Origin of the sequence: Streptomyces sp. NPDC001941, assembly GCF_040296945.1 — a bacterium.
Lineage (GTDB): Bacteria > Actinomycetota > Actinomycetes > Streptomycetales > Streptomycetaceae > Streptomyces.
Map to the genome: position 1 here is coordinate 34,640 of NZ_JBEOYE010000028.1, position 22,061 is coordinate 56,700.

The following is a 22,061-nucleotide window of genomic DNA, read 5'->3' on the forward strand; positions in this document are numbered from 1 at the left end:
GGAGCGGGCCGGCTCCCGGCTCCCGGCTAACTTCCCTGCCCCTTGACCTTCACCAGCTTGCGGTTGGCGAACTCGAAGAGGCCGAGCCGTCCCAGCTCGCGCCCGAAGCCGCTGCGCTTCACGCCGCCGAAGGGCAGGTCGGCGGCGCTCGACGGCGACTCGTTGACGTACACCATCCCGACGTCGAGCAGGTCGACCAGGGCGAGGGCGTCCGCCGGGTCGGCGGCGTGGACGGACGCGGACAGGCCGTACGCGGTGTCGTTGGCGAGCCGCACCGCCTCCGCCCGGTCGGCGACCCGGTGGACCACCGCGACGGGCCCGAAGATCTCCTCGTCCCAGGCCCGCATGCCCGGGACGACGCCGGTGAGCACGGTCGGCCTGAAGTAGGCCCCGGGGCCGGGGAGCGGGCCGCCGCCGGTCTCCGCGACGGCGCCCTTGTCCAGCGCGTCGGCGACCTGGGCGGCCACCGTCTCGCGCGCGGCGGTGGAGGACAGGGGTCCCATCGTGGTGTCCTCGTCGAACGGGTCGCCGACCCTGATCGCGGCCACGGCCGCGGTGAACCGCTCCACGAACGCGTCGTAGAGCGGCTCGGTCACGATGAACCGCTTGGCGGCGTTGCACGCCTGCCCGCAGTTGCCCATGCGCCCGACGACCGCCTCGTCCACCAGGGCGTCGAGGTCGTCGGTGTCCAGGGCGATGAACGGGTCGGAGCCGCCCAGTTCGAGCACGACCTTCTTCAGGTGGCGGCCCGCCGCCTCCGCGACGGCGGCGCCCGCGCGCTCGGACCCGGTCAGCGACACGCCCTGGACGCGCGGGTCGCCGATGACGGACGCGACCTGGCTGTTGTCCAGGAACAGGTTGGTGTAGCCGCCGTGCGGCAGTCCCGCGTCGGCGAAGAGCCGCTCCAGGCCGAGCGCGGAGCCCGGGCACTGCGGGGCGTGCTTGAGCAGGATCGTGTTGCCGAGCAGCAGGTTCGGCGCGGCGAGGCGGGCCACCTGGTAGTACGGGTAGTTCCACGGCATGATCCCGAGGATCGGGCCGATCGGGGAGGTGCGCAGCCTGGCCGAGGAGCCGTCCGCGCGCGGCAGTTCCTCGTCGGCGAGGAACTCCTCGGCGTGGTCGGCGTAGTAGCGGTAGATCTCGGCGCAGAAGCGGATCTCGCCACGTCCCGAGCGGACCGGCTTGCCCATCTCGGCGGCCATCGTGAACGCCAGTTCCGGGGCCCGTTCCTCGTGCAGGCCGGCGACGCGCCGCAGCAGCGCCGCGCGTTCGGCGACCGTGGTGCGCCGCCAGGTGCCGAACGCGGTGAGGGCCGAGGAGAGCGCGTCCTCGACGTCCTGGGCACCGGCGAGGGGGTGCGGTTCCCCGCTCTCGCCGGTGGCGGGGTTGGTCAACTGGTAGTCGCTCATGGGGCGGTGTCCTCCGTCAGCGGTCGTGGCGTGACGCGGGTTGCTTCGAGCATGGCAGCGCGGGCCCGCGCCCGGACCCCCGTAACCGGTCCCTCGTGGCCGCCCGGCCGGGGACGGCGAGCGGCCGCTTCCCGGTCACAGGTCCAGGGTGAGGGCGGCGCCCCGGCACCGGGACACGCAGATCATCATGGTGTCGTTGGCGGCGCGCTCGTCGGCGTCCAGGATCGCGTCGCGGTGCTCGACCTCGCCGTCCAGGACCTCGGTCTCGCAGGTGCCGCAGATGCCTTCCTGGCAGGAGGCGAGGACGGGGACGTCGTTGTCCCGGCAGACCTGGAGGATCGACGTGCCGGCGGGGACGGTGAGGGTCAGGCCGGAGCGCCGGAGGACGACGGTGAACTCCCTTTCCTCGCCCAGGTCCTTCGAGTCCGCCGGGTCCTCCGGGTCCTTCGGGTCCTTCGCCGCGGGTGCGAAGCGCTCGACGCGCAGGGTGCCCGGCGGCCAGGCGGCGCACCTGTCCTCGACGGCGTCGAGGAGGCCGGCGGGCCCGCAGCAGTAGACGAGGGTGTCCGGCTCGGGCGCGGCGAGCAGGGCGTCCAGGTCGATCGTCCCGGCCTCGTCCTGCGGGACGAGGGTGACCTTGTCGCCGTACGGCTCAAGGCGGTCCGTGAAGGCCATCGCCGCACGGGTGCGCCCGCCGTAGACGAGCCGCCAGTCGGCACCGGCGGCCTCGGTCGCGGCGATCATCGGCAGGATCGGGGTGATGCCGATGCCGCCCGCGATGAAGAGGTACCGGGAACTCCCGCGCAGGGAGAAGTGGTTGCGGGGTCCGCGCACGGTGAGCACGTCTCCCGCGCGGACGTTCTCGTGCACGTGACGTGAACCGCCCCTGGAGTCGGCTGTCTTGAGGACGGCGATGCGCCAGGTGTCCCCGGCGGCGCCCGTGTCACCCGTGTCACCCGTGCCGCCCGCGTCGCCGCAGAGCGAGTACTGGCGGACCGGGGCGTCGGGCCCGGTGCCGAGCACCACGTCCACGTGGGCGCCGGGGCTCCAGGGCGGAAGGCGTTCGCCGTCGTGGGCGGGGGCGAGTTCGAGGGAGCGCACACCGTCCGCCTCCGCCCGCACCGCCCGTACGACCAGGTCCATCTCACGCTCGTGTCCCAGCTCCTGCGGCACGGTCTCGGCAGACGTCGTCACGGGGACCCCTCGCTCGCGGTTCCAACTCCGCGATAAAGTATCAAAGTTGGTCCGCCCGCAATAGGCCCCACCCTCACCGGCGACCCACGCCCTCTTCGTGGGCCAGTCGTCGAGCTCTTGGCGGGTCAGTCGTCGAGCCAGCCCGCACGGCGCGCGTAGCTGCCCGCCTGGAAGCGGCTGTGGGCGCCCAGTTCGGCGAGCAGTTCGGTGACGTACCGGCGGTAGGTGGTGATGGACATCGACAGCCGGCGGGCCGCCATCTCGTCCTTCATGCCCGTGTCGAGCAACCGCAGTACGGAGCGCCGCTGTTCGTCGCGGGGAGCCGCTGTCGCGGTGTCGGGCCGACTGTCGTCGAAGGGGCGGCCGGACTCCCAGGCGCTCTCCCAGGAGCGGTAGAGGTAGCGGACCATCGACGGGTCGCGCACGACGAGCGCGCCCTGTCCCGGCGGCTGCTCGGGGTCGGAGATCACGGCGGTGCTTGCGTCGAAGAGGAGCATGCGGTCGGGAATGTGGCTCACGGTGCGGAATTCCACGCCGAGTTCGCTCATGTGGACCATGTGCTGGCGCATGTAGTGGTGCGAGAGGACCGAGTGCGGGTAGAGGGTGCGGCTGAGGATGCCCCGGCCGGCGGTCTCGGCGGTGCGCCTGTAGCCGTCCTCGAGGGCTTCGGGTGGCGGGACCTGCGGGTGGGCGGCGAGAATCTCCACGCGCGCCGAGGCCGCTATGCGCTCCAGCGTCACGCGGATGGCGTCGAGCGTGTTGAGGTATTCGATCGGTGACTTCATGAAGTGGCCCTGCCAGGCCTCTTCGAAGACCGGCTTCATCGCCATGACCTGGGCGCCGAGCCGGTCGGCCCGGTCCCGCAGCCGCCGGATGTCGGCCTCGATGGGACCGACGAGGTGGGTGACGGCCACTTCGGGGTTGCTCGCCACGTAGCCGACGGACCCCTCGGGGCCCGTGCGCCCGCCCTCGTCCCCGGCGCTCGGGCGCAGCAGGCACAGGGCGACGAGGTCGGCGACGGCGGACCGGACCTCCTCGACCGGGAGGCCCATTTCGACGGCGGCGGGGTCGGAGTGGAGCACTCCGCACTCCAGAGCCGTCCGATACAAATTCACATGCAGTTCATAAAACTGCGGAATTTCATATTCCGGTGTCGGATCTGTCGTGTTCTGCACGGTCTCGGCTCTCGTTCTCGGTGGTTGGAACTCGTCAGCGACTTCTCGCCACCCGAACATTGTGGCGTCCGCTTCGACGACTCCGGCAAGCTGATCCCGGAAGGCAAGGGGGACGCCTTCCGGAAAAGAAATTCTGAAGGAGTGCTTCACAATGATCCGCAGCCGCATCGCCCGGGGACTCCTGCTCGCACTCTCCCTGTCGGCCGTCCTCGGCCTGACGGGCTACGCCACGACGACCGGGTCCACCGGGACGTCCCAGGCAGGATCCCAGCCGGTGGCGACGCTGGACGACATCATCTGGCACGGCCCCGGCGACAACTGACCCCGCCGCGACGGGCCGGCCGCAGTGGCCGCGGGACTCACCGACATCGCGCGGACGAACGAAACCGTGAACACTTCTTCATCCCGCGCACCCGCACAGGTCCACTTCCGCCCACGCTCCCGTTTCTTTTCCTCGCCGAAGACGGCGTAATTGAATACGGCGTACCCGAACGACGTCCCGTCGCCCGGTATGCCGCCGTCCGGTATCCGGAATAAGAACCGCAACGGCGCGTGGAATCTACCATATCGATCTTGATTCGGACCGGGCCGGGATTCCCGGTGCAAGAAATTGCAAATCATCCGACGAGATCTTGACCCGGGTCCGCGGCACGGGTATCCGCGCGCCGCCGCCCGGGGCACCGCACCCACCTCGGAAGAACAAGAAGAAAGCGATCCCGCATGTCCAAGCTTGACCGCCAGAGGTTCGAGTCGCTCGCCGCGGAACTCCTCGAGAAGCAGTTCCAGCGCGTGCCCAAGCTGCGCGAGCTCCACCAGGGCGAGTGGATCGACCGCGACTACTACGTCCGGCACATCACCGAGACGGTGCTGCGCATCCGGCTCAACAACGAGGTGGACGCGTACGCGCTCTACCGCGTGGGCTCCAAGGACGACGTGCTCGCCGCCAAGCTCGCCCGCTACCTGGCCGAGGAGTACGGCCACGAGCACATGTTCACCCGCGACCTGGAGCGCTTCGGGCTGACCATCGAGCAGCTCGACGCCACCCCGGTCTTCCCCTCCACCGCCATGCTCATGGGCTACCTGCGCATGGAGGCGGACCGCTCGGGCCCGGCGCCCACGGCGATCTGGGACTGGTTCGTCGAGTGGTACTCCGACCGCTACAACCCGGTCATCACCGAGAAGGCGTCCGCGGAGTTCGGCCCGGAGTTCGTGCACGGCACCAAGGCGCACATCGCGTTCGACGAGTCGCACGACCACGACGACCTGATGTTCCGCACCATCTCGCGCGCCGTGGAGAAGTTCAGCACCCCGGAGGCCGCCGAGGGCTACCTGACCACCTTCATCAGCCTCATCGGCGACTACTTCACCGAGCTGTACGAGACCACCGTGGGCGCCCGCGAGGCCCAGTCGGCCGGGGTCTGACATGAGCCTCCGTCCCGGATCCGAGGCCAGGCGGGGCCGCGTCCTCGTCATCGAGCCGACGTCGTCGGGCACCGCTCTGGTGGGGGCCGCCCGCCGTCTCGGGTTCGGGACGGCGGTGGCGTCCTTCGACGCCGACGACCGCGAACTGGCCGACGGCGTGCGCCGGGAGGCCGGCGAGGTGATCGTCGTGGAGACCAACGACGAGGAGGCGTTGTACGCGGCCGTGGGAGCCGCGCACCGCGCCGACCCGTTCACCGGCGTGCTCGCGGGATTCGAGTTCTACGTCCCCGCCGCCGCCCGGCTGGCCGCCCGGCTCGGGCTGCCCGGCCTGCCGCCCGAAACCGTCGAGGCGGTGCGCGACAAGGCCCTGATGCGGGCGGCCGTGGCCGCGGCCGGGCTGCGCACGCCCCGCTTCGCCGAGGTCTCGGGACCCGACGACCTGGCGGCGGCCGCCGCCCGCGTGGGCTTCCCCTGCGTGCTCAAGCCCGTCGGATCGGCGGGCAGCGTGCACGTGAGCCGCGCCGACGACGCGGCCGGCCTGGCCGCCGCGTACGCCGCGCTGGCCGGGGACCGCCGCCCCGACATGGGCCGGCTCCTGGAGCGCCGGGCGCTCGTCGAGGAGTACCTGGACGGCCCGGAGCTCTCGGTCGAGGGCTGCGTGGGGGCCGACGGGCGGGCCACCGTCGTCGCCGTCACCCACAAGGTCCTCGGCCCCGAGCCGTCCTTCGTGGAGGTCGGCCACGTGGTGAACGCCGACCTCGCCCCGCAGGTCCTGGGGGCCGTCGAGGCGTACGTCCGCGACGTCCTCACCGCGCTGCGCGTCACCGTCGGGGCGTTCCACTGCGAGCTGCGGCTCGTCGCCGGCGAGCCGGTCCTGATCGAACTGGGCGCGCGCCTCGGCGGCGACCGGATCCCGGACCTGGTCGAGGCGGCCACCGGGGTACGGCTCGCGGAACTGGCCGTCGCCGCCCACACGGGCCTCGACGCCTCCGCCGTACCGCCGCGCGCGCCCCGGGCCAAGTACGCGGGCATCCGCTTCCTCGTGCCGCCCGGGCCGGGCGCCCACCGCGCCGTCGAGGGCCTGGACGAGGTCGCCGCGCTCCCGGGCGTGCACGAGGCCGAGGTCTCGCCCGCCCCGCACGCCCCGCCCTCCGCCGACCAGGACTTCCGCTCCCGCGTGGGGCACGTCCTCTACACCGCCGACTCGTACCCCGACGCGCTCGCCCTGGGCACGCGGATCACTCGTGGAGTCACCTTTGTCTAGTTCACACCCCCCGCTGCCCCCGCACCGGCAGGCACCGCGGGCCGCGGCTGCCGCGGAACCCGGCCACGAGCCGCTGGTCCTGGTGGTCAACCGCTTCGACGACGAGTTCGGCGAGTACCACCGCTTCCTGCCCGAGGGCGGCTACCGCCTCGCCTACCTGGCCACCGCCGACGCGGTCGCCCCGCTGGACCGCGCGAACGCCGTGGCGACCGTCGTGGTCCCCGACCTGAGCGCCGGGACCCTGCTGCCGCACGCCCGGGAGATCGCCGAGCGGCACGGGCCCGTCGCGGCCGTCGTCGCGCTCTCGGAGTTCGACCTGGACACGGCGGCCCTGCTGCGCGAGGCGCTCGGCGTGCCCGGGTGGAGCTCCAACTACGTGCGCCGCTTCCGGGACAAGACCGTGATGAAGCAGTGGCTGCGCTACGCCGGGGTGCGCGCCCCGCGGTTCGTCCACCTCGACGCGCACAGCGAGCCCTCGCAGGTCCTCGGGGAGATCCCGCTGCCGCTGATCCTCAAGCCGCGCGACGGCGCCGCCTCGCGCGGGGTGCGCCTGGTGCGCACGAAGGACGAACTGGCGGCCGCCCTGCGGGAGATCGGCGAGGAGGCGGCCGGCTACGAGGCGGAGGAGTACGTCGAGGGCCAGATCCTGCACGTCGACGGGATCCGCCGGGACGGCGGCTTCCACTGCGTCACCGTCTCGCGGTACGTGAACACCTGCCTGGACTTCGTCCACGGCGTCCCGCTCGGTTCGTCGCTGCTCGACGACGGTGCCCCGCGTGACGAGCTGACGGGCTTCGCGGCGGACTGCCTGGACGCGCTGGAGCTGTGGACGGGTCCGTTCCACCTGGAGGTCATCGTCGACGGCGAGGGCCGGCCGGTCTTCCTCGAGGTGGGCCTGCGTCCGGGCGGCGCCGGGGTGCCGTTCCTGCACCGCGACCTGTACGGGATCGACCTGTACTGCGAGGCCTTCCGCACGGCGCTCGGCCTGGCCCCGCTCAGCGCCCCGCTCGTCCGGCCCGCCGGGCCGGGATCGGGCGGCTGGCTGGTCTTCCCCGAGCCCGCGGAGCTGCCCGCGCAGGTGGTGTCGCGGACCTCGCTGGCCGGGCTGGTGCCCGAGGTGTACGCGGAGGCGCTGCCCGAGGTCGGGCACGTCTTCGACGGCGACGGCGGGTACGACCACGCCGGGGGCCGCGTGCTCCTGCGCGGGGCCGACGAGGCGGCGGTCCGCGCCGCCATCGAGCGGTCCGTCGACGCCTACCGGCTGGGCGTGGTGCCCGCCGGGACCCCGGCCCACGACGACGAGCGGGTGGCGGTATGAGCGAGCGTGACGGCGCCCGCCCCGGCGAGCTGCGGTTCCACTGGGGGTCCGCGCTCGACGACGGGCAGAAGAAGTCCGCGGAGCGCTACGACTTCCGCGTGCTCGACCTCGAAGGGGCGATCGACTTCGCACGCGAGGCCGACAAGCTGGGCGTCGAGTCCCTGCTGATGGCCCAGAGCTACGACCTGCCCGACCCGCTGCCGCTGCTCGGCGCGCTGGTGAGGGAGACGGAGAACGTCAAGTTCATCCTCGCGTACCGCCCCGGGCTGCTCTCCCCGACCCTGTTCGTCCAGATCGTCAACACCCTGTCCTGGATGTCGAAGGGCCGCATCGCCCTCAACCTGATCTCGGGCATCTCCCCGGTGGAGCAGGGCTACTACGGCGACTTCGTCGCGCACGACGGCAGGCACGAGCGGGCGCGTGAGTTCCTGCGCGTCCTGCACGCGTTGTGGCGCGACGAGGACCCGGTGACGTTCGAGGGCGCCCACTACCGCGTCGAAGAGGGCCAGTTGGGCCTTCCGCACTACGGCGGCGGGCGTCCGGAGATCTACGTCAGCGGCGCCTCCCGGATCGCCCAGGACACCGCCGTGGAGTACGGGGACTGCTGGTTCCGGTACGCCGACACCCCCGAGAGGATCGCCGAGGAGGTGCGCCCGGTCCTCGACCGGGGCGGCCGCGTCGGACTGCGGATGCAGGTGCTCGCCCGGCCCACCCGCGAGGAGGCGCTGGCCGACCTGGCGGAGGTCATGGGCGGCGCGGACGAGAAGCACCGCGAGTGGGTCGCCGAGTTCGTGGCGGCGGCCGACTCCCAGGCGGTGAAGAACTCCTTCCGGCTGGCCGACGAGGCCGGGCATGGCTGGATGTCCCCGGTGCTGTGGTCCGGCGCCGTCGCCTACCGGGGCGGTCCCGCCCTCTGCATCGTGGGCGACTACGACGAGGTCGCGGACTACCTGCTCGCGTACAAGGCCGCCGGCGTGGGCGAGTTCATCTTCTCCGGCTGGCCCGCGCGCGACGAGATGGGGCACTTCTTCACGCAGGTGCTGCCGCGGGTGCGCGCCCGGGAGCGGGCCGGCGCGGCGGTGACGGCACCGTGAGCGCGGCGGCGGAGCCGTCGCCGGTGCGCTCCCCTCGGGTGTGGCTGTTCGCCATCGGCATCCTGGTGGGCCTGATGGCCGAGCAACTGGTGCTGTTCGCGGTGCCGTTGCTCATCTTCCAGGACACCGGCAAGGTGTCGATGCTCGGTCTGGCGTACGCGCTGGAGTGGGTGCCGTACCTGGCGGCGTACCCGATCGGCGGGGTGCTCGCGGACCGGGACGGGGGCCCGAGGCTGTTCCGCCTCGCCAACTCCGGCCGGGCCGCGGTGCTCGGCTCCTCCGTCGTGCTCTGCCTGCTCCAGCCCGGCTGGTCGGTGCCGGTCCTGATGGTCAACGGCGCGCTGCTCACCACGCTGGTCGCCCCGGTCCACATGGCGATCGAGAAGGTCGTCCCCCAGCTCGCCTCGGGTGAGCGTCTCGCCCGGATGCAGGCCACCGTGCAGAACGTGGAACTGCTGTCCCTGGCCCTGGGCCCCGGGCTCGCGATGGCGGCCGTGGCCGTCGTGGGCAAGCTGTGGCTGCTCGGCCTGGCCGCGGGCATGTTCGCCGTGGCGGCCCTGTGCTGGCTCGCCCTGCCCAAGAGCGCGTCCGCCGCGCCGGTGGGGGGCGACGTGCGCGCGGCGGTGGCCGAGCTGAAGCTGGGCTGGACGCTCCTGGTGGGCAACCGGCCCGTCGTGCTCCTCGCGGCGGTCAACTTCTCGATGAACCTGGCCCTCGCGGCCACGCTCGGCGCCAACGCGGCCGTCGTGACGGGGGTGTTCCACCAGTCCTCGACCGCGTTCGCCTCGCTGAACGTGTTCGCGGGGCTCGCGGGACTGGTCAACCTGGCAGTGATGCCCCTGCTGTTGAAGCGCTGGTCGCCGCGGGCCATCGGGGTGACGGGGTTCGTCACTGTGTGCGCGTCCCTGCTGCTGCTCGGCCTCGCCCGTTCGTACCCGGTGTACGTGGTGTGGTTCGTGGCCGTGGAGATCGGCGTCGCGTACTACAACACGTACAACAGGACCCAGCGGGTGCAGGTGATACCCGGCGAGCACCTGGGCAAGGTCATGGGGCCGTTCTTCCTGATCAACGTTCTCGCCTTCCCCATCGGCGGAGTGCTGATCTCCACCGTCGGGGCGTGGGCGGGACCGCAGCGGCTGGTCGTCGGGCTCGCCGTGCTGCTGGCGGCCGTCGGCGCGGTGCTCGTGCCGCTCACCACGCGCAGCCTGCAGCGCTCCATCGCGCTGCGCGACGCAGCGCCGGCACCGACTCGCGTGGAGGCGGGAACATGAGCGTACGCACCCGGACACAAGCGGAACGACGGGCCCCGGCGGCGCGCCCCGGCAGGCTCCCGCTCTCCCCCGAGCGGTTCCGCGAGGCGATGTCGCACCTGGCCGCGGCGATCACGGTGGTCACCACCCACGACGCCGACGGCACCCGCCGGGGCTTCACCGCCACCTCGGCCCTGTCCGTCTCCCAGAGCCCTCCGCTGCTGCTCGTGGCGGTGGGGAACACCTCGAGCTGCCTGGACGCCCTCCTCGGCTCGTCGGAGTTCGCCGTCAACGTCCTCGGGGACCACCAGCACGGGGTGGCCGCGTCGTTCGCCAGGAAGGGCGTGGACCGCTTCGCCGGCCACGACTTCACGTCCTGGCACGGCGACGGGCCACCCCGTCTCGCCGACGCGCACGCCGCGTACCTGTGCCGTACGACGGGCAGCGTGCCGGTGGGCGACCACCACCTGCTGATCGGCGAGATCACCGACCACGCGGCCCGCCCCGGCACCGGGCCGCTGCTGTGGCACCGCCGCGGCTACACCGCACCGACCACGAAGGAGCCCGCACGTGGCTGACCGGAAGATCGTCGTCACCGGGGCCTTCCCCGATGCCACGGCGGACCGCCTGCGGCAGCGGGGCTTCGCCCTGGCGCGCCTGCCCGGGGACGCCGACGAGGAGGCCGTCTCGGTCGAACTGGACGGCGCCTGGGGCCTGGTGCACGGCGGGACGTCGTTCCTGACCGCCAAGCTGTGGGAGCGTCACCCGGACCTCGCCGCCGTGTGCGTGATGGCCACCGGGTACCGCTCGTTCATCGAGCCGCCCGCCGCGCCGGGCGCGACCCGCTTCACGTACACCCCGCACGCGAACGCCTCGGCGGTCGCCGAGTTCGCCCTGGCCCAGGCGCTCGACCTGGTGCGCGGGGTGACGCGGGGCGCGGCGGGAACGGCGCGCGGCGAGTGGATCGAGGAGGCGACGGGCTCGCTGACCGGCGCGACGCTCGGCGTCGTCGGCATGGGGCACGTGGGGCAGCGGCTGGCCGCGATGGCGCACGCGGCGTTCGGCACCCGCGTCGTGTACTGGAACCGCTCCGACCGCCCGGAGCTGGCCGCGCTCCCCCACGAGCGCAAGGCGACCCTGATCGAGGTCTTCGCGAGCAGTGACGTGGTGTCGCTCCACGTCGACCTGGTCCCCGGGGTCACCGAGGGCCTGATCGGGGCCGAACACCTCGACGCGCTCGGCCGCGGCTTCCTGGTGAACACCGCCAGGGCCACGGTCGTCGACCCGGAGGCCCTGCGGGCGGCACTGGCCGCCGGGCGCCTCGGCGGCGCCGCCATCGACGGCTACTACCGCGAGCCGGCCCCGGCGCCGGACGACGACCCCTTCGGGCTGCTCGCGTTCGTACCGGACCGGCTGCTGGTCACCGGGCACAACGCCTACCACACCCACCAGGCGCTGCGGACGATGGCGGAGATGGCCGAGGCCAACCTGACGGCGGTGGCCGACGGGGAGCCCGTGCCGTACGCGGTCCCCGGTCTGGAGGGCTGAGCAGGTGAGGACGCCCGACGTGATCGAGGAACACGGGCTGCGCGTCGCGGTCCTGGAGCCGGAGGAGGCACTGGGGAGCGACCGGACCGCGCTGGACGGCCTGGCGGAGCGGGCGGGCGTCAGCGTGCTGAGGGTGGTCGACCCGCCCGCCGCGCTGCGCACGGACCTGGAGGACAACGGCTTCCTGCTGACGCCGAGTTGGGTGAACTGGCTGGCCCCGGTGGGCGGGGACGACGAGGCGTTCCTGTCGGCGATGACGTCCGGGGAGCGCCGCAACGTCCGCAAGGCGCTGCGCGAGTGCGAGCAGCGCGGCGTGCGCACCGTCGTCCGGGCCCCGTTGACGCGGCCCGTCTTCGAGGAGTTCCTCGCGCTGTACGAACCGCAGGTGGCGGCGATGCGCAACGGGGTCGCGTACGCGGAGAGCTGGCGCGAGGAGATCGAGGCCGACCCGCACCTGTACTTCGTGGTGGAGGCCCGCGACGCCGACGGCTCGCTGCTGGGCGCCTGCCTCTGCTGGGACCAGCCCGAACTCTCCCTCGCCCGGATCGCGTTCACGGCACAGGTGCCCGAGCAGCGCCAGGGCCGGGTCGTCCGCGCCCTGTACGCGACGGCCACGGCGGAGGCGCGCGGGCGCGGGCGCGGCTGGGTCTCGCTGGGCAGCGACCCGACGCTCTACGGGCACCTCACGGAACCCGGCCTGTTCGGCTTCAAGGCCCGGCTCGGCTTCCGCCCGGTGCCCACCCGCCACCTCCAGCCGACGGCGCCCGACCAGGCCGACGCGGTGGTGAGCCTACGCGGCCTCACCGAGCCGTCGCTGCTCCTCTCGTACGCCTCCTGCCCCACCGCCGACGCGCCCGGCACCGGGGCGCTGCCGGTGCCGGAGCCCGCACTGCGCCTGACCGTCCTGACCGCCGGAGGGGACGTCGACCTGGCCGCGCACCGCGCGGGCTTCCTCACCGACACGAGAGTGGAGACGGTGCCGGGCTGACGGGCACGCCCCGTCCGCCGGCCCTTCCTGTCCCCGGGAGAAGAGCGATGCGCACGCACGGTACGACGACGCAGGGGGTGGTGCGCATCTGGTACGGGCAGGGGCACCCGGGAGGCGGACGGGAGGACCTCGCCCTGCTCGACCGGCGCGAGAAGGTCCGCGCGGCACGGATCGCGCACCCCGACGAGCGGTCCTGGTTCGCCGCCGCGCGCGCCGGCATCCGCCGCGTGCTGGCCGGGCACCTGGACACCGATCCGGCGCGCCTCGGCCTGGCCTGGGCCCCCGACAGCGACTTCCGGGTCGCCGAACTGCCCGCCCGGGTCACCGGGTCCGGCGCCCCGATGGTCCTGGCCACCGCGCACCACGGCCACCGCTGGACGCTGGCCCTCGCCCCCTACGGCCCGCTCACCCTGGCGATGGCCGACCCGTGCGGCTGCGGTCACGGCGACCCCGGGTGCACCGCGCGCAAGGTGGCGCGGGCGCGGGTGGCCCATCTGCGCGGCGCCACGGCGCTCACCGTCGACGACCTGCCGCCGCACGGCCCGGTGGAGGTGGCGCTGGCCCGCCCGACGGCGCTGGAGGCGGTGTACGGGCCCGAGGGGGGCCGCTGATCGTGGTGCGGGCCGCCGTGCGGCTCAGTGGGTGGTGGCGGGGGCGGGCGCCGCGCGGTGGCGGAGGTTGACGGCCGCGGCCCTGGCGAGCGCCGGGGGGCTGAGGAACTCGCGCGGGCCGATCAGCCGGGACGCGTAGCGGTGCATGTGCCGGGCCATCGAAGGGTCGCGCGCCGCGGCGGAGAAGACCAGGCGCTCCACAGGGTTGAAGGGGCGGGCCTTGGCGTAGTCGGCGGCGAGGAACTGATGGCCGCGCAGCCTGCGCCGGTGCCCGCGGTCGTAGGCGGCGAGGGCCTTGTCCAGGTCGCCCCGGCCGGTCACGGCGAGGGCGACCGCGTCGCTCAGCCACCGCGCGGACTCCAGCGCCCAGCCGCACCCGACGCCCCAGAGCGGGTCGCAGGTCAGGGCGGCGTCGCCGATCAGCGCGACACCGGGTGCGGTCGGCCGCCGGCTCAGGAGCGGGTAGTCGACCGTGCCGATGAACTTCGACACGCGCGTGGCGGTGTCGATGGGCGGTGCCTCGGGCAGGGCCCGTACGAAGTCGAGGAAGCTGCCCTCCAGGTCCTCTCGGAACGCGGGCAGCCGGCTCTTGTCCGGCAGTACCGCCATCACGGTCACGCCGTCGTCGTTGGGGAACGCGTACGCCATGTCCGGTTCGAGGAACCAGGCCTGGGCGACCCCGCTGTCGAGGCGGAGGTCGCGGAAGTGGGCCAGGTAGCCGAACCGGCCGTTCTCGTGGGCCTGTCGGCGCACCCCGGCGAGGGTCGCCACGGGAGAGTCCTTGCCGTCGGCGCCGACGACGAGCCGGGCCCGCACCTCGCGCTCGCCGCGGGGCGTGGACGCCCGCACCCCGACCGTCCGCCCGCCCTCCTGGACCAGGCCGCGCACCTGGTGCCCGAGGAGCAGGTCGACGCCGGCCGTGCCGGCCGCGCGGGCCCTGATCAGCGGGTCGAGGGTGCTGCGCCGCACGTTGTACCCGTACGGCAGCGGCGGACCCTGCTCGGCGGCCCTGGGCTCGATCCACCCCCAACGGGTCCACCAGCGGGCCTCGTTGCGCACGGCCCCGGCCGCTTCAAGGGCGGGGACCAGCCCCAGCTCGTCGAGCACCGGGTAGGCGTTCGCGGTGAGGGAGTGGGTGCACAGCACCTTGTACGCCTCCGGGTCGCCCCGGCGCTCAAGGAGGGCGACGCGGGCGCCGCGCCGGGCGAGCAGGATCGCGGCGGCGCAGCCCGCGAGGCTGGCGCCGCTGATGACGACGTCGTAGGGGACGTCGTGTCCGGGTGCGGCGTCCTCGGGCCTGGTCATGGCTGGTCGCCCCTTCGCGGGAGTGCGGTGCGGTGGGTGGAGCAGTGGTGAGCGGACGGAACTCGTGGTGGCGCGGTGCCACTCCAGTGGGGGCGTGATCGTTTGTCAAGGGGCGTGGGCCGGGCGGCGCGTGATGTGAAGTTCCCTTCGCATGCGGATGGTTGGAGTCATCCTGTCCGGGTGCCGCCCGTTGCGGAGCCCGTCCCGCGCACGGGTGGCACGGCCCGTCCACGCGCCTTCTCGTGGCCGCCGCCGTGCGCCATGCTCGGTGCATGCGGGGACGACACGGCAGCGGGTGGGCGGCGGCAGTGGCCGTGGCCGCCGGGGCCCTCGCGGTCACGGCCACCGCCCTGCTGGCCGCCGGGTACGCGCCGCCGGGGCCCGCGTGGACCGCGATCGTCGCGGCGGCTCTGCTGGCGGTGCTCGCCGTGCCGGGGAAGAAGGCCGTGGAGTCGCTCGGCTCACGGTGGGCCGAGCCCGTCGAGCGCATGAACAGGCGCGCGGCGGCCCGCGGCGCCCTGCTGCGCGACGCCCCGCGCGTTGCGGACTCCGGCCACCGGATGGCCCTGAGCATCCACGCGGCCATCCCGCTGCCCGAGGGCGCCGACCCCGCGTTGTCCGGGAGCCTGCCGGAGTACATCGCGCGGGGCATCGACGCGAACGTACGGAGCTGGATCAAGGGACACACCAGGACCGGCGGGCTCCTCGTGCTCGTCGGCCCGGCCGCCGCCGGGAAGACGCGCAGCCTGTACGAGGCGCTGCGGTCCGAGGTGCCGGACTGGCGGGTGCCCGAGGTCACCACGGGCACCCAGCTGAACGCCTTGGTGGACGACGGCGTGGACCTCCAGCGGTGCGTGCTGTGGCTGGACGAGCTGCAGGACTACTTCACCGACGAGGTGCTGACGGTCAGCGCCGTACGGCAGTTGATGCTCGGCCGGCACGGCCCGGTGCTGCTGGTGGCGACGATCAGGACCGAGGAGCTGGAGCGGCTGCAGAGCGGACAGCACGGCCCGGAGGGCGAGGGCGGCCCCCGCACGGCCGGTCGGCAGCACGCCAGGGAAGTGGTCAAGATGCTGGCCCGCTGGTCACCGCAGGGCACGGCCTCGGAGCGGGCAGTGCGCTTCCACGTCGACAGCCGGCTCACCGCACTCGAACTGGCGCGGGCCCGGGAGCTGGCCGAGATCGACCCGCGCATCGCCAGCGCCCTGGCGGGGGCGGAGGAGGGACGGATCACCGCGACGCTCGCCGGGGCGCCGGACCTCATCGAGCGCTGGACCCTGGAGGCGGGCGCCCCCTACGGCCCCGACGCCAACGGCCGGGCACTGATCACCGCGGCGCTGGCCGCACGCCACTGCGGGCATCCGGAGCCGGTCCCGGAGCGCGTCCTGGAGTCGCTGGCCCTGCTGCACCTCACCGCGCACGGGTTCGCGCCGCGCGCCGCGGACTGGCTGGCTCCGGCGCTCGCCTGGGCCGAGGAGCCGATCAGGGGCCGCATCAGCGCACTGAGCCGGTCGATGGCGCGCCCGGGCGTGGTCGCCGGGTTCCGCGTCTCCGACGTACTGCTCCAGCACTCGTACGCCGCGCGGAGCGCCCCGACCGACTCCCTGCTGGAGCGGGAGGACACCTGGTCGGCGCTGCTGGAGCACGCGGAGCCCACCGCCCGCACCGCGATCGGCACGGCCGCGGACGCGCAGGGCAGGGGGGAACTGGCCGCACGGGTGTGGCAGGCGGCCGCCGCCGACGGGGACGTCCGGGCGATGGAGCACCTGGGGTGGCGGCTGTCGCGACACGGGCGGAGTCACGAGGCGCGGGAGTGGTTCCAGAGGGCCGTCGACGAGGGGTCGGTCTCCGCGATGTGGGCCCTGGGCTACTGCATGCACCAACTGGGCGACGAGGACGCGGGCGAGACCTGGATGAGGCGGGCCGCGGCGCTGGGGTCCATCGGGGCGATGGTCGACCTGGGGCTGCGCCTGTTCGCCAGGGGCGCCCACGAGGAGGGTGAGCACTGGTACCTCGTCGCCGCCGAAGAGGGCGAGACGACGGCCATGGCCAACCTGGGCTACCAGCTCGCGCTGCGCGGCGACCTGGACGGAGCGGAGGAGTGGAACCGGCGCGCCGGCGTGCTCGGCCACCCCGGAGCGATGGAGAACCTGGCCGTGCTCCTCAGCGACCGCGGGGACACGGCGGAGGCCCTGGAGTGGTCCCGGCGCGGTGCGCTGCGGGCCCGGACGATGCTGGAGGAGCATCCGCAGGCCTTCCGCCCGTGGCCGGGCGAGTGCTCCGACGACGGCGTCTCCGCGGTGGTCCTGGAACTCGCCCATCTCCTGGTCGAGTTGGGCGGGGAGGAGCGGGAGCAGGAGGCTCTGGACTGGCTGCTCCTGCTCGCCGAGCACGACGACCCACGGGCGGCGTCGGCGCTGGCGGATCACGCGCTCGACCCGGCCGAGGCCCGGCGGTGGCGCGCCCGGGCGGCACACAGCGCCGACGACCTCCTCGCCCGGCAGAGCCGGTCACTACTGCACAGCTACGGGCAGGACGCGGTCCGGCGCCACGTCGACATCATCCGCGCGCACGCCGACGCCCTGGCGGCGGAGGGCGACGAGGCGGCCGCCCTGACCTGGCTGGCCAAGGCGGAGGGGCACCTCTCCGCCGTCCGGCCACCGTGAGGCACGCCAACGGGCCAAGCCTGCCGGGCCGCCCGCGCCCGGGTGCTCAGTAGCGGCTCCGTGCGAACACCCCTGCCGGGTCCAGCGCGTGTTCCAGGCGGTGGCGCAGGGCGTCGTCGGGGGACCGCGGAGCGGGGTGATCGATGTCGGGGCGGTACGGGTGCCAGCCCTCCTCGGCGAACGACGCGTGCAGGCGGTCCAGCGTGCGGTGGGCGTCGCGCACCGCGTCGGGGTCCCGCGCCGCGAAGCCGAGCGTGACGACGTGGTCGACCGTGTCCGCGTCGAGGACGTTCAGGGTGACGCCGGGCGGGGCGGTGGTGCCGGACAGGGCGGCGGCGATCCGGTCAGCCGCGCGGCGTACGGCGTCGCCGCGGAAGGAGACGACCGGCAGGAACATCAACAGGCCCCGGGCCTCGTCCAGTTGGTGCGCGCCGTGGCCGGTCTTGCGGAGGAAGAGGGTGTCGTCCGGGTCGGGCGTCCCCGCGTAGGCGCGCTGGACGTACGCGTCCGCCGCGTCCGCCCCGGCCTCGGCGAACGGGGAGCCGGGCGAGGCGGCGCGCCCGGCGATGAGCCGGGCCCGGGCGTCGACCAGTTCCTCGTCGCCGGTGAGGCCGAGGTGGACGAGGTAGCGGGCCTCGACCCCGTACGTACGCGCCGCGACCGGGTCGTACACCTTGGTGTTCGGCGGGACGAGGTGCTGGGCGGTCCAGGTGCGCAGGACGTCCACGGCCTCCGCGAGCCGGTGCGGGGCGAAGGTCAGGGGCAGGACGCGGACCGTCGCGGGGCGCGGCAGCAGGCGCACCACGGCGGCGGTGACGGCGGCCAGGTGCGACTGGGTGAGCAGGTGGTTGAGCGAGGGACCGCGGCCGTGCGGCTGCACGACGGCGGCACCGCCGCCGTCGGGCCACCATCCGGTCCGCACGACCGTCCCGTCCGCGAGCACCGCCTCGAGTCCCGCGAGGTCGTCGGCGCGACCGCGGTGCAGTCCGACGCCGCGCTCCAGCAGGTTTCCGATGACGCTGGTGTGCTGGGAGGCGCCGGTGGGGTTGAGGATGCGCGCGGTGCCCTGCAGGAGGGCGGCGAGCGCCCCCTGGGTGACGCCGGGCTCGATCACCGCGTACCCCCGCTCGGTGTCGACGTCGCGCACGCGGTCCAGGGCGGCGAGGTCGAGCAGGGTGGTGTCGTCGCGCACCGGACTGCGGGAGCCGAGGCCCCAGTTGCGCCCGGTGCTCACGGGGTGCAGCGGCGGCCCTCCGTGCGCGGCCGCCGCCCTGACCTCGTCGGCGACCTCGCCGGGGGTGCGCGGCCGCAGCACTCCGGTGAGGAGGCGGGCGCGGAAGCGTCCCGATTCGGGCGGGGTGCGGTGCGGAGGGGGCGTGGTCGCGGACGCCTCGGATCGGGTGGTCATCGTGTCCTCGGGGTGGTCGCCGGATGGGCGGGCGGCGTACGGGCAGGCCGTACGGGCCGGGCGTACGGCTCTCCGGGCCGCGCGGGCCGGAGGCGTTCGGCTTGGAATCGGACCCGTACGGCCGGGAAAGCGGTTGCTGAATCGATTCCTCTACAGCGGGGACGTACGGGTCAACTCGACGCCCTCGGCTTCAGGTAGCCCATCCGCTGCCGGGCCAGGCGCTCCGCCGCGGCGAGCCCGCTCTCCGGCGGCGGCGAGCCCGCCGCCTGGGCCGCCTGGGCCATGAGCAGGCTCGGTTCCACGGCTCCCCCGAACCGCGAGCACACCCAGCCGTGGGCCTCGTACATCGACTGCACCGCGGCCTGGACCGCCGCCACCGAGGCGGGATCCAACCGGTCGAAGACGCCGTCCCGGCCGGCCTGGCGCATGAGGGTGACCAGGGCGTGGTGGTCGCGCGTCTGCAAGCCGCTGAAACCGGCGTTGACGTCGGGCGGGGTCATCGTCGCCCGAACCCCGCCGTACAACTCGGGCGGGAAGTCGGCCGCGTACCGCATGGAGACCGCCGCGCTGCGGCACAGCCAGCCGAACGTGCGCACGGCGTCGGCCTCCTCCTCCGCGCTCGCGGCGGGCCTGGCGAGCTGCCCGAGGGCCACCACCAGGAGCTGCATCATCACGAAGAACCGCTGGTGGCCGACGAGCCAACGTTCCTGCGCGGCCGCGTCCTGGTCGTCCGGCTCCCACACCACGTGCTTGCGGGGGGCGGGCAGCTCACGGGTCAGGAACGCGGTCACCCCGAGCAGCAGGTCGTCCGGGTCCTCGGCCAGGGTGCTGCCGTTGCGGTCGAGGTCGTCCCGCACGAGGACGTCACTGGTGACCAGCGCGGCGGCGAGCAGGGCCGCGCCGTCACCGGTGGCACGGCGCACCCCGAAGAAACGATCATGCACACAGCTGCCCGAGGGCGGCTCCGCATCGACGAGAAGCCCCTGCCCCAGGTGCTCGCCGGCCCAGCCGAGCAGCGCCCGGGCGGACGGCGTCGCCGCGAAGCCGGTGGCGGCGGCGAAGGCGGCGGGGAAGTCCCGCCGCACGTCGCCCAGCCGGGCACCCACCAGGGCCACGTCGTCGGGCAGCTCCGCGGGCAGCGGGAGGAGCAGCGACGCCATGGCGCTGAAGGGCGACGCGAGGGGGGACGCCGGGGGCGGGGCGGGAGCGGGCGCGGGGGTGGACGCCGGGGCCATGGGTTTCCTTTGGTCGTCACGCAGAGCAACTGATCGCATACTGTAGGCGCTCGCCGGGAGTGCCAACGCCGGGACGATCACGAACAAACGTGCAGGAGTTAGCCCATGACCGAGATCACGGAGTTGACGGCCCGGACCACGGGCCCGACGACCGGCGGGAACGTTTCCGCGGCGGCGTGCGCCACCGTCCGCGCGCCGGGGGCCGCACCGGGAGCCCTTCCGGGCGCGGTACCGGGCGCCTCATCCGGTGCCACACGCTCACCGATTCCGCTGATGGAACTCACCACCGGGTTCTGGCGGTTCAAGGCGCTCGCCGCGGCCGTGGACCTCGGGCTCTTCTCGGCCCTGGCCCGGCTGGGCTCGGCGGAGGCACCCGAGCTGGCCGCCGCCCTCGGCCTCGACGCCCGGCCCACCCGGATGCTCCTGGCCTCCTGCGCCTCCATGGACCTGCTGGTGCGCGAGGACGGCCGCTACCGCAACTCCCCGCTGGCGCAGGAGTTCCTGGTCGACGGCAAGGAGCACTACTTCGGCGGCTTCGTGCAGTACTCGGACCGCCACGGCTACCCGGCGTGGGGACGCCTCCAGGAGGCCCTGGTGCGCAACCGGCCGACCACCTGGGACCCGGACGCCCTGGAGTCGGCGTTCGTCACGACCGACCCGGAGATCCTGGAGCGGTTCTGGGAGGCGATGTTCACGCTGTCGTCGTTCACGGCAGCGGCCCTGGCGGAGGCCTTCGACTTCACGGCCCACCGCCGACTGCTCGACGTCGGGGGCGGGATGGGGGCGTTCCCCGTCGGCCTGTGCCGCCGCCACCCGCACCTGCGGGCGACCGTGCTCGACCTGCCGCACATCGCGGCGAAGGCCCGGGCGAGGATCACCGAGCTCGGCATGGGCGAGGTGATCGCGGCCACGGACGGCGACTTCCTGCGCGACGCCGAACTGCCCTCCGGGCACGACGTCATCCTGCTCAGCATGATCCTGCACGACTGGGACGAGCGGACCGGTCGCGCGCTCCTGGCGAAGTGCTGGGAGGCCCTGCCCGAGGGCGGCGCCGTCATCATCTGCGAACTGGTCCTGGACGACGACGAGACGGGACCCGCGCCGGCCGCGCTGATGGGCCTCAACATGCTGCTGGAGACCCGGTCGGGCAACAACTACACGTACGCGGAGTACGGCCACTGGCTCACGGAGGCCGGGTTCACCGGGGTGACGGCACTGCCGATGGACGCCGCGGGCGCGAACGCGGCCATCGTGGCCCGCAAGCCCGCCTCCTGAGGCGGGACGGGTCGGGCGCGGAGCGACACCGCCCGCGCCCCCGCACCGCCCGCGCCCCCGCACCGCCTCCGCCCCCTCTTCGACGGCCCCTTGCCTTCATCTATCGATTTTCGATAGATTCCCATCGTAAATCGATGGAAGGGTGAGTCATGGGAAAGCTGACGGTACGAGCGCTGCGCGCCGTCCTCGCGGTGGTGCTCCTCGGCACCGTGCTGGTGCAGGCGGGCATGGTGTGGACGCTGGTCTCCGGCGCCGACGACGAGGACACGACGATGCCGCTGACGGCGATGCGCGTGATCGTCGTCCTCGGCATGATGACGGCGCAGGTCGCCCTCGTCTGCGTGTGGCGGCTGGTGGCGATGGTGCGGCGCGGGACCGTGTTCTCGCACGCCGCCTTCCGGTACGTGGACGGGGTGATCGGAGCGATCGTGGCCGCCGCCCTGCTGTGGTTCACGGTCACCGCCGTCAACGCGCCGGGACAGCGCGAGGACCCCGGTGTCACCGTCATCATGGCCGGGATCGGACTGGCCGTCCTGGGCGTCGCGCTCATCGTCCTCGTCCTGCGGATGCTGCTCGTGCAGGCGGTGGCCCGTGACGTCGAAGCGTCGCGCATGCGGGCCGAGTTGGACGAGGTGATCTGATGCCGATCGCCGTCGACATCGACGTGATGCTCGCCAAGCGGAAGATGTCCGTGGGCGAGCTCGCCGACCGCGTCGGGATCACGCCCGCCAACCTGGCGGTGCTCAAGAACGGCCGCGCCAAGGCGGTGCGCTTCGCGACGCTCGCCGCGCTCTGCGAGGTGCTGGAGTGCCAGCCCGGCGACCTGCTGCGCTGGGAGTCGGAGGGCGGCGCGGACTCCTGACCGCCCTCCCCGGGCCCGTACTTGCTCTGGAGCGCAC

20 protein-coding genes are annotated in these 22,061 nt (G+C 73.7%); 14 read left to right on the forward strand and 6 right to left on the reverse strand.

What is annotated here, in order from left to right; translation table 11 throughout:
• Nucleotides 1-26: 26 nt before the first annotated feature.
• The 3 genes from ABT160_RS20050 to ABT160_RS20060 all read right to left on the reverse strand — a co-directional run bounded on the left by ABT160_RS20050 (nucleotide 27) and on the right by ABT160_RS20060 (nucleotide 3,685).
• Nucleotides 27-1,409 carry an NAD-dependent succinate-semialdehyde dehydrogenase gene (locus ABT160_RS20050; protein WP_351649017.1) on the reverse strand — a complete coding sequence of 461 codons (1,383 nt, stop codon included), beginning with the start codon at nucleotides 1,407-1,409 and terminating at the stop codon, nucleotides 27-29.
• A 135-nt stretch (nucleotides 1,410-1,544) separates the two neighbouring features.
• A complete protein-coding gene (locus ABT160_RS20055) occupies nucleotides 1,545-2,552 on the reverse strand; it encodes a PDR/VanB family oxidoreductase (RefSeq protein ID WP_351649081.1) in 1,008 nt (335 codons plus the stop codon).
• A 176-nt stretch (nucleotides 2,553-2,728) separates the two neighbouring features.
• Nucleotides 2,729-3,685 (reverse strand): helix-turn-helix transcriptional regulator, encoded by a 957-nt coding sequence (locus ABT160_RS20060; RefSeq protein WP_351649018.1) that lies wholly within the window; start codon nucleotides 3,683-3,685, stop codon nucleotides 2,729-2,731.
• 244 nt (nucleotides 3,686-3,929) lie between these two features.
• Between ABT160_RS20060 and ABT160_RS20065 the strand changes: the two genes are divergently transcribed.
• The 10 genes from ABT160_RS20065 (at nucleotide 3,930) to ABT160_RS20110 (ending at nucleotide 13,273) form a co-directional block, all read left to right on the forward strand.
• The gene (locus ABT160_RS20065) at nucleotides 3,930-4,100 is read left to right on the forward strand and encodes a hypothetical protein (RefSeq protein WP_351649019.1); all 171 of its coding nucleotides are present in this window, start codon (nucleotides 3,930-3,932) and stop codon (nucleotides 4,098-4,100) included.
• Nucleotides 4,101-4,498: 398 nt separating this feature from the next.
• Nucleotides 4,499-5,200 (forward strand): iron-containing redox enzyme family protein, encoded by a 702-nt coding sequence (locus ABT160_RS20070; RefSeq protein WP_351649021.1) that lies wholly within the window; start codon nucleotides 4,499-4,501, stop codon nucleotides 5,198-5,200.
• A 1-nt stretch (nucleotide 5,201) separates the two neighbouring features.
• Nucleotides 5,202-6,464 (forward strand): ATP-grasp domain-containing protein, encoded by a 1,263-nt coding sequence (locus ABT160_RS20075; RefSeq protein WP_351649022.1) that lies wholly within the window; start codon nucleotides 5,202-5,204, stop codon nucleotides 6,462-6,464.
• On the forward strand, nucleotides 6,457-7,782 hold the full coding sequence (locus ABT160_RS20080; RefSeq protein ID WP_351649023.1) for an ATP-grasp domain-containing protein: 1,326 nt from the start codon (nucleotides 6,457-6,459) through the stop codon (nucleotides 7,780-7,782). Before ABT160_RS20075 ends, ABT160_RS20080 begins: the two co-directional genes overlap by 8 nt.
• A complete protein-coding gene (locus ABT160_RS20085) occupies nucleotides 7,779-8,876 on the forward strand; it encodes an LLM class flavin-dependent oxidoreductase (protein WP_351649024.1) in 1,098 nt (365 codons plus the stop codon). The genes ABT160_RS20080 and ABT160_RS20085 overlap by 4 nt, the downstream gene beginning before the upstream one ends.
• A complete protein-coding gene (locus ABT160_RS20090) occupies nucleotides 8,873-10,147 on the forward strand; it encodes an MFS transporter (protein ID WP_351649025.1) in 1,275 nt (424 codons plus the stop codon). Before ABT160_RS20085 ends, ABT160_RS20090 begins: the two co-directional genes overlap by 4 nt.
• A complete protein-coding gene (locus ABT160_RS20095; RefSeq protein WP_351649026.1) occupies nucleotides 10,144-10,704 on the forward strand; it encodes a flavin reductase family protein in 561 nt (186 codons plus the stop codon). The genes ABT160_RS20090 and ABT160_RS20095 overlap by 4 nt, the downstream gene beginning before the upstream one ends.
• Complete coding sequence (locus ABT160_RS20100) at nucleotides 10,697-11,674, forward strand: 2-hydroxyacid dehydrogenase (protein ID WP_351649027.1); 978 nt, start codon at nucleotides 10,697-10,699, stop codon at nucleotides 11,672-11,674. The genes ABT160_RS20095 and ABT160_RS20100 overlap by 8 nt, the downstream gene beginning before the upstream one ends.
• Before the next feature lie 19 nt (nucleotides 11,675-11,693).
• Complete coding sequence (locus ABT160_RS20105) at nucleotides 11,694-12,662, forward strand: GNAT family N-acetyltransferase (protein ID WP_351649028.1); 969 nt, start codon at nucleotides 11,694-11,696, stop codon at nucleotides 12,660-12,662.
• Between the two features lie 47 nt (nucleotides 12,663-12,709).
• The gene (locus ABT160_RS20110) at nucleotides 12,710-13,273 is read left to right on the forward strand and encodes a hypothetical protein (protein WP_351649029.1); all 564 of its coding nucleotides are present in this window, start codon (nucleotides 12,710-12,712) and stop codon (nucleotides 13,271-13,273) included.
• Nucleotides 13,274-13,297: 24 nt separating this feature from the next.
• Here the strand turns inward: ABT160_RS20110 and ABT160_RS20115 are convergent, their stop codons facing one another.
• The gene (locus tag ABT160_RS20115) at nucleotides 13,298-14,578 is read right to left on the reverse strand and encodes an NAD(P)/FAD-dependent oxidoreductase (protein WP_351649030.1); all 1,281 of its coding nucleotides are present in this window, start codon (nucleotides 14,576-14,578) and stop codon (nucleotides 13,298-13,300) included.
• Nucleotides 14,579-14,850: 272 nt separating this feature from the next.
• Here ABT160_RS20115 and ABT160_RS20120 point away from each other — a divergent pair, with 272 nt between their 5' ends.
• Nucleotides 14,851-17,244 carry a tetratricopeptide repeat protein gene (locus tag ABT160_RS20120; RefSeq protein WP_351649031.1) on the forward strand — a complete coding sequence of 798 codons (2,394 nt, stop codon included), beginning with the start codon at nucleotides 14,851-14,853 and terminating at the stop codon, nucleotides 17,242-17,244.
• Nucleotides 17,245-17,290: 46 nt separating this feature from the next.
• On the opposite strand, the gene ABT160_RS20125 is transcribed toward ABT160_RS20120, so the two are convergent.
• On the reverse strand, nucleotides 17,291-18,652 hold the full coding sequence (locus ABT160_RS20125; RefSeq protein WP_351649033.1) for an FAD-binding oxidoreductase: 1,362 nt from the start codon (nucleotides 18,650-18,652) through the stop codon (nucleotides 17,291-17,293).
• A gap of 170 nt (nucleotides 18,653-18,822) precedes the next feature.
• Nucleotides 18,823-19,887, reverse strand: coding sequence for a 3-methyl-L-tyrosine peroxygenase-related protein (locus ABT160_RS20130; protein ID WP_351649034.1), 1,065 nt, complete (start codon nucleotides 19,885-19,887; stop codon nucleotides 18,823-18,825).
• Between the two features lie 273 nt (nucleotides 19,888-20,160).
• Between ABT160_RS20130 and ABT160_RS20135 the strand changes: the two genes are divergently transcribed.
• From ABT160_RS20135 to ABT160_RS20145, 3 genes are all read left to right on the forward strand, one after another.
• Nucleotides 20,161-21,162: a methyltransferase gene (locus tag ABT160_RS20135; RefSeq protein WP_351649035.1), complete on the forward strand. Its 1,002-nt coding sequence runs from the start codon at nucleotides 20,161-20,163 to the stop codon at nucleotides 21,160-21,162.
• 149 nt (nucleotides 21,163-21,311) lie between these two features.
• Nucleotides 21,312-21,803, forward strand: coding sequence for a DUF2975 domain-containing protein (locus ABT160_RS20140; RefSeq protein ID WP_351649036.1), 492 nt, complete (start codon nucleotides 21,312-21,314; stop codon nucleotides 21,801-21,803).
• Entirely contained in the window at nucleotides 21,803-22,024 is a 222-nt protein-coding gene (locus ABT160_RS20145) for a helix-turn-helix domain-containing protein (protein WP_351649037.1), read from the forward strand. The genes ABT160_RS20140 and ABT160_RS20145 overlap by 1 nt, the downstream gene beginning before the upstream one ends.
• Nucleotides 22,025-22,061 lie beyond the last annotated feature (37 nt).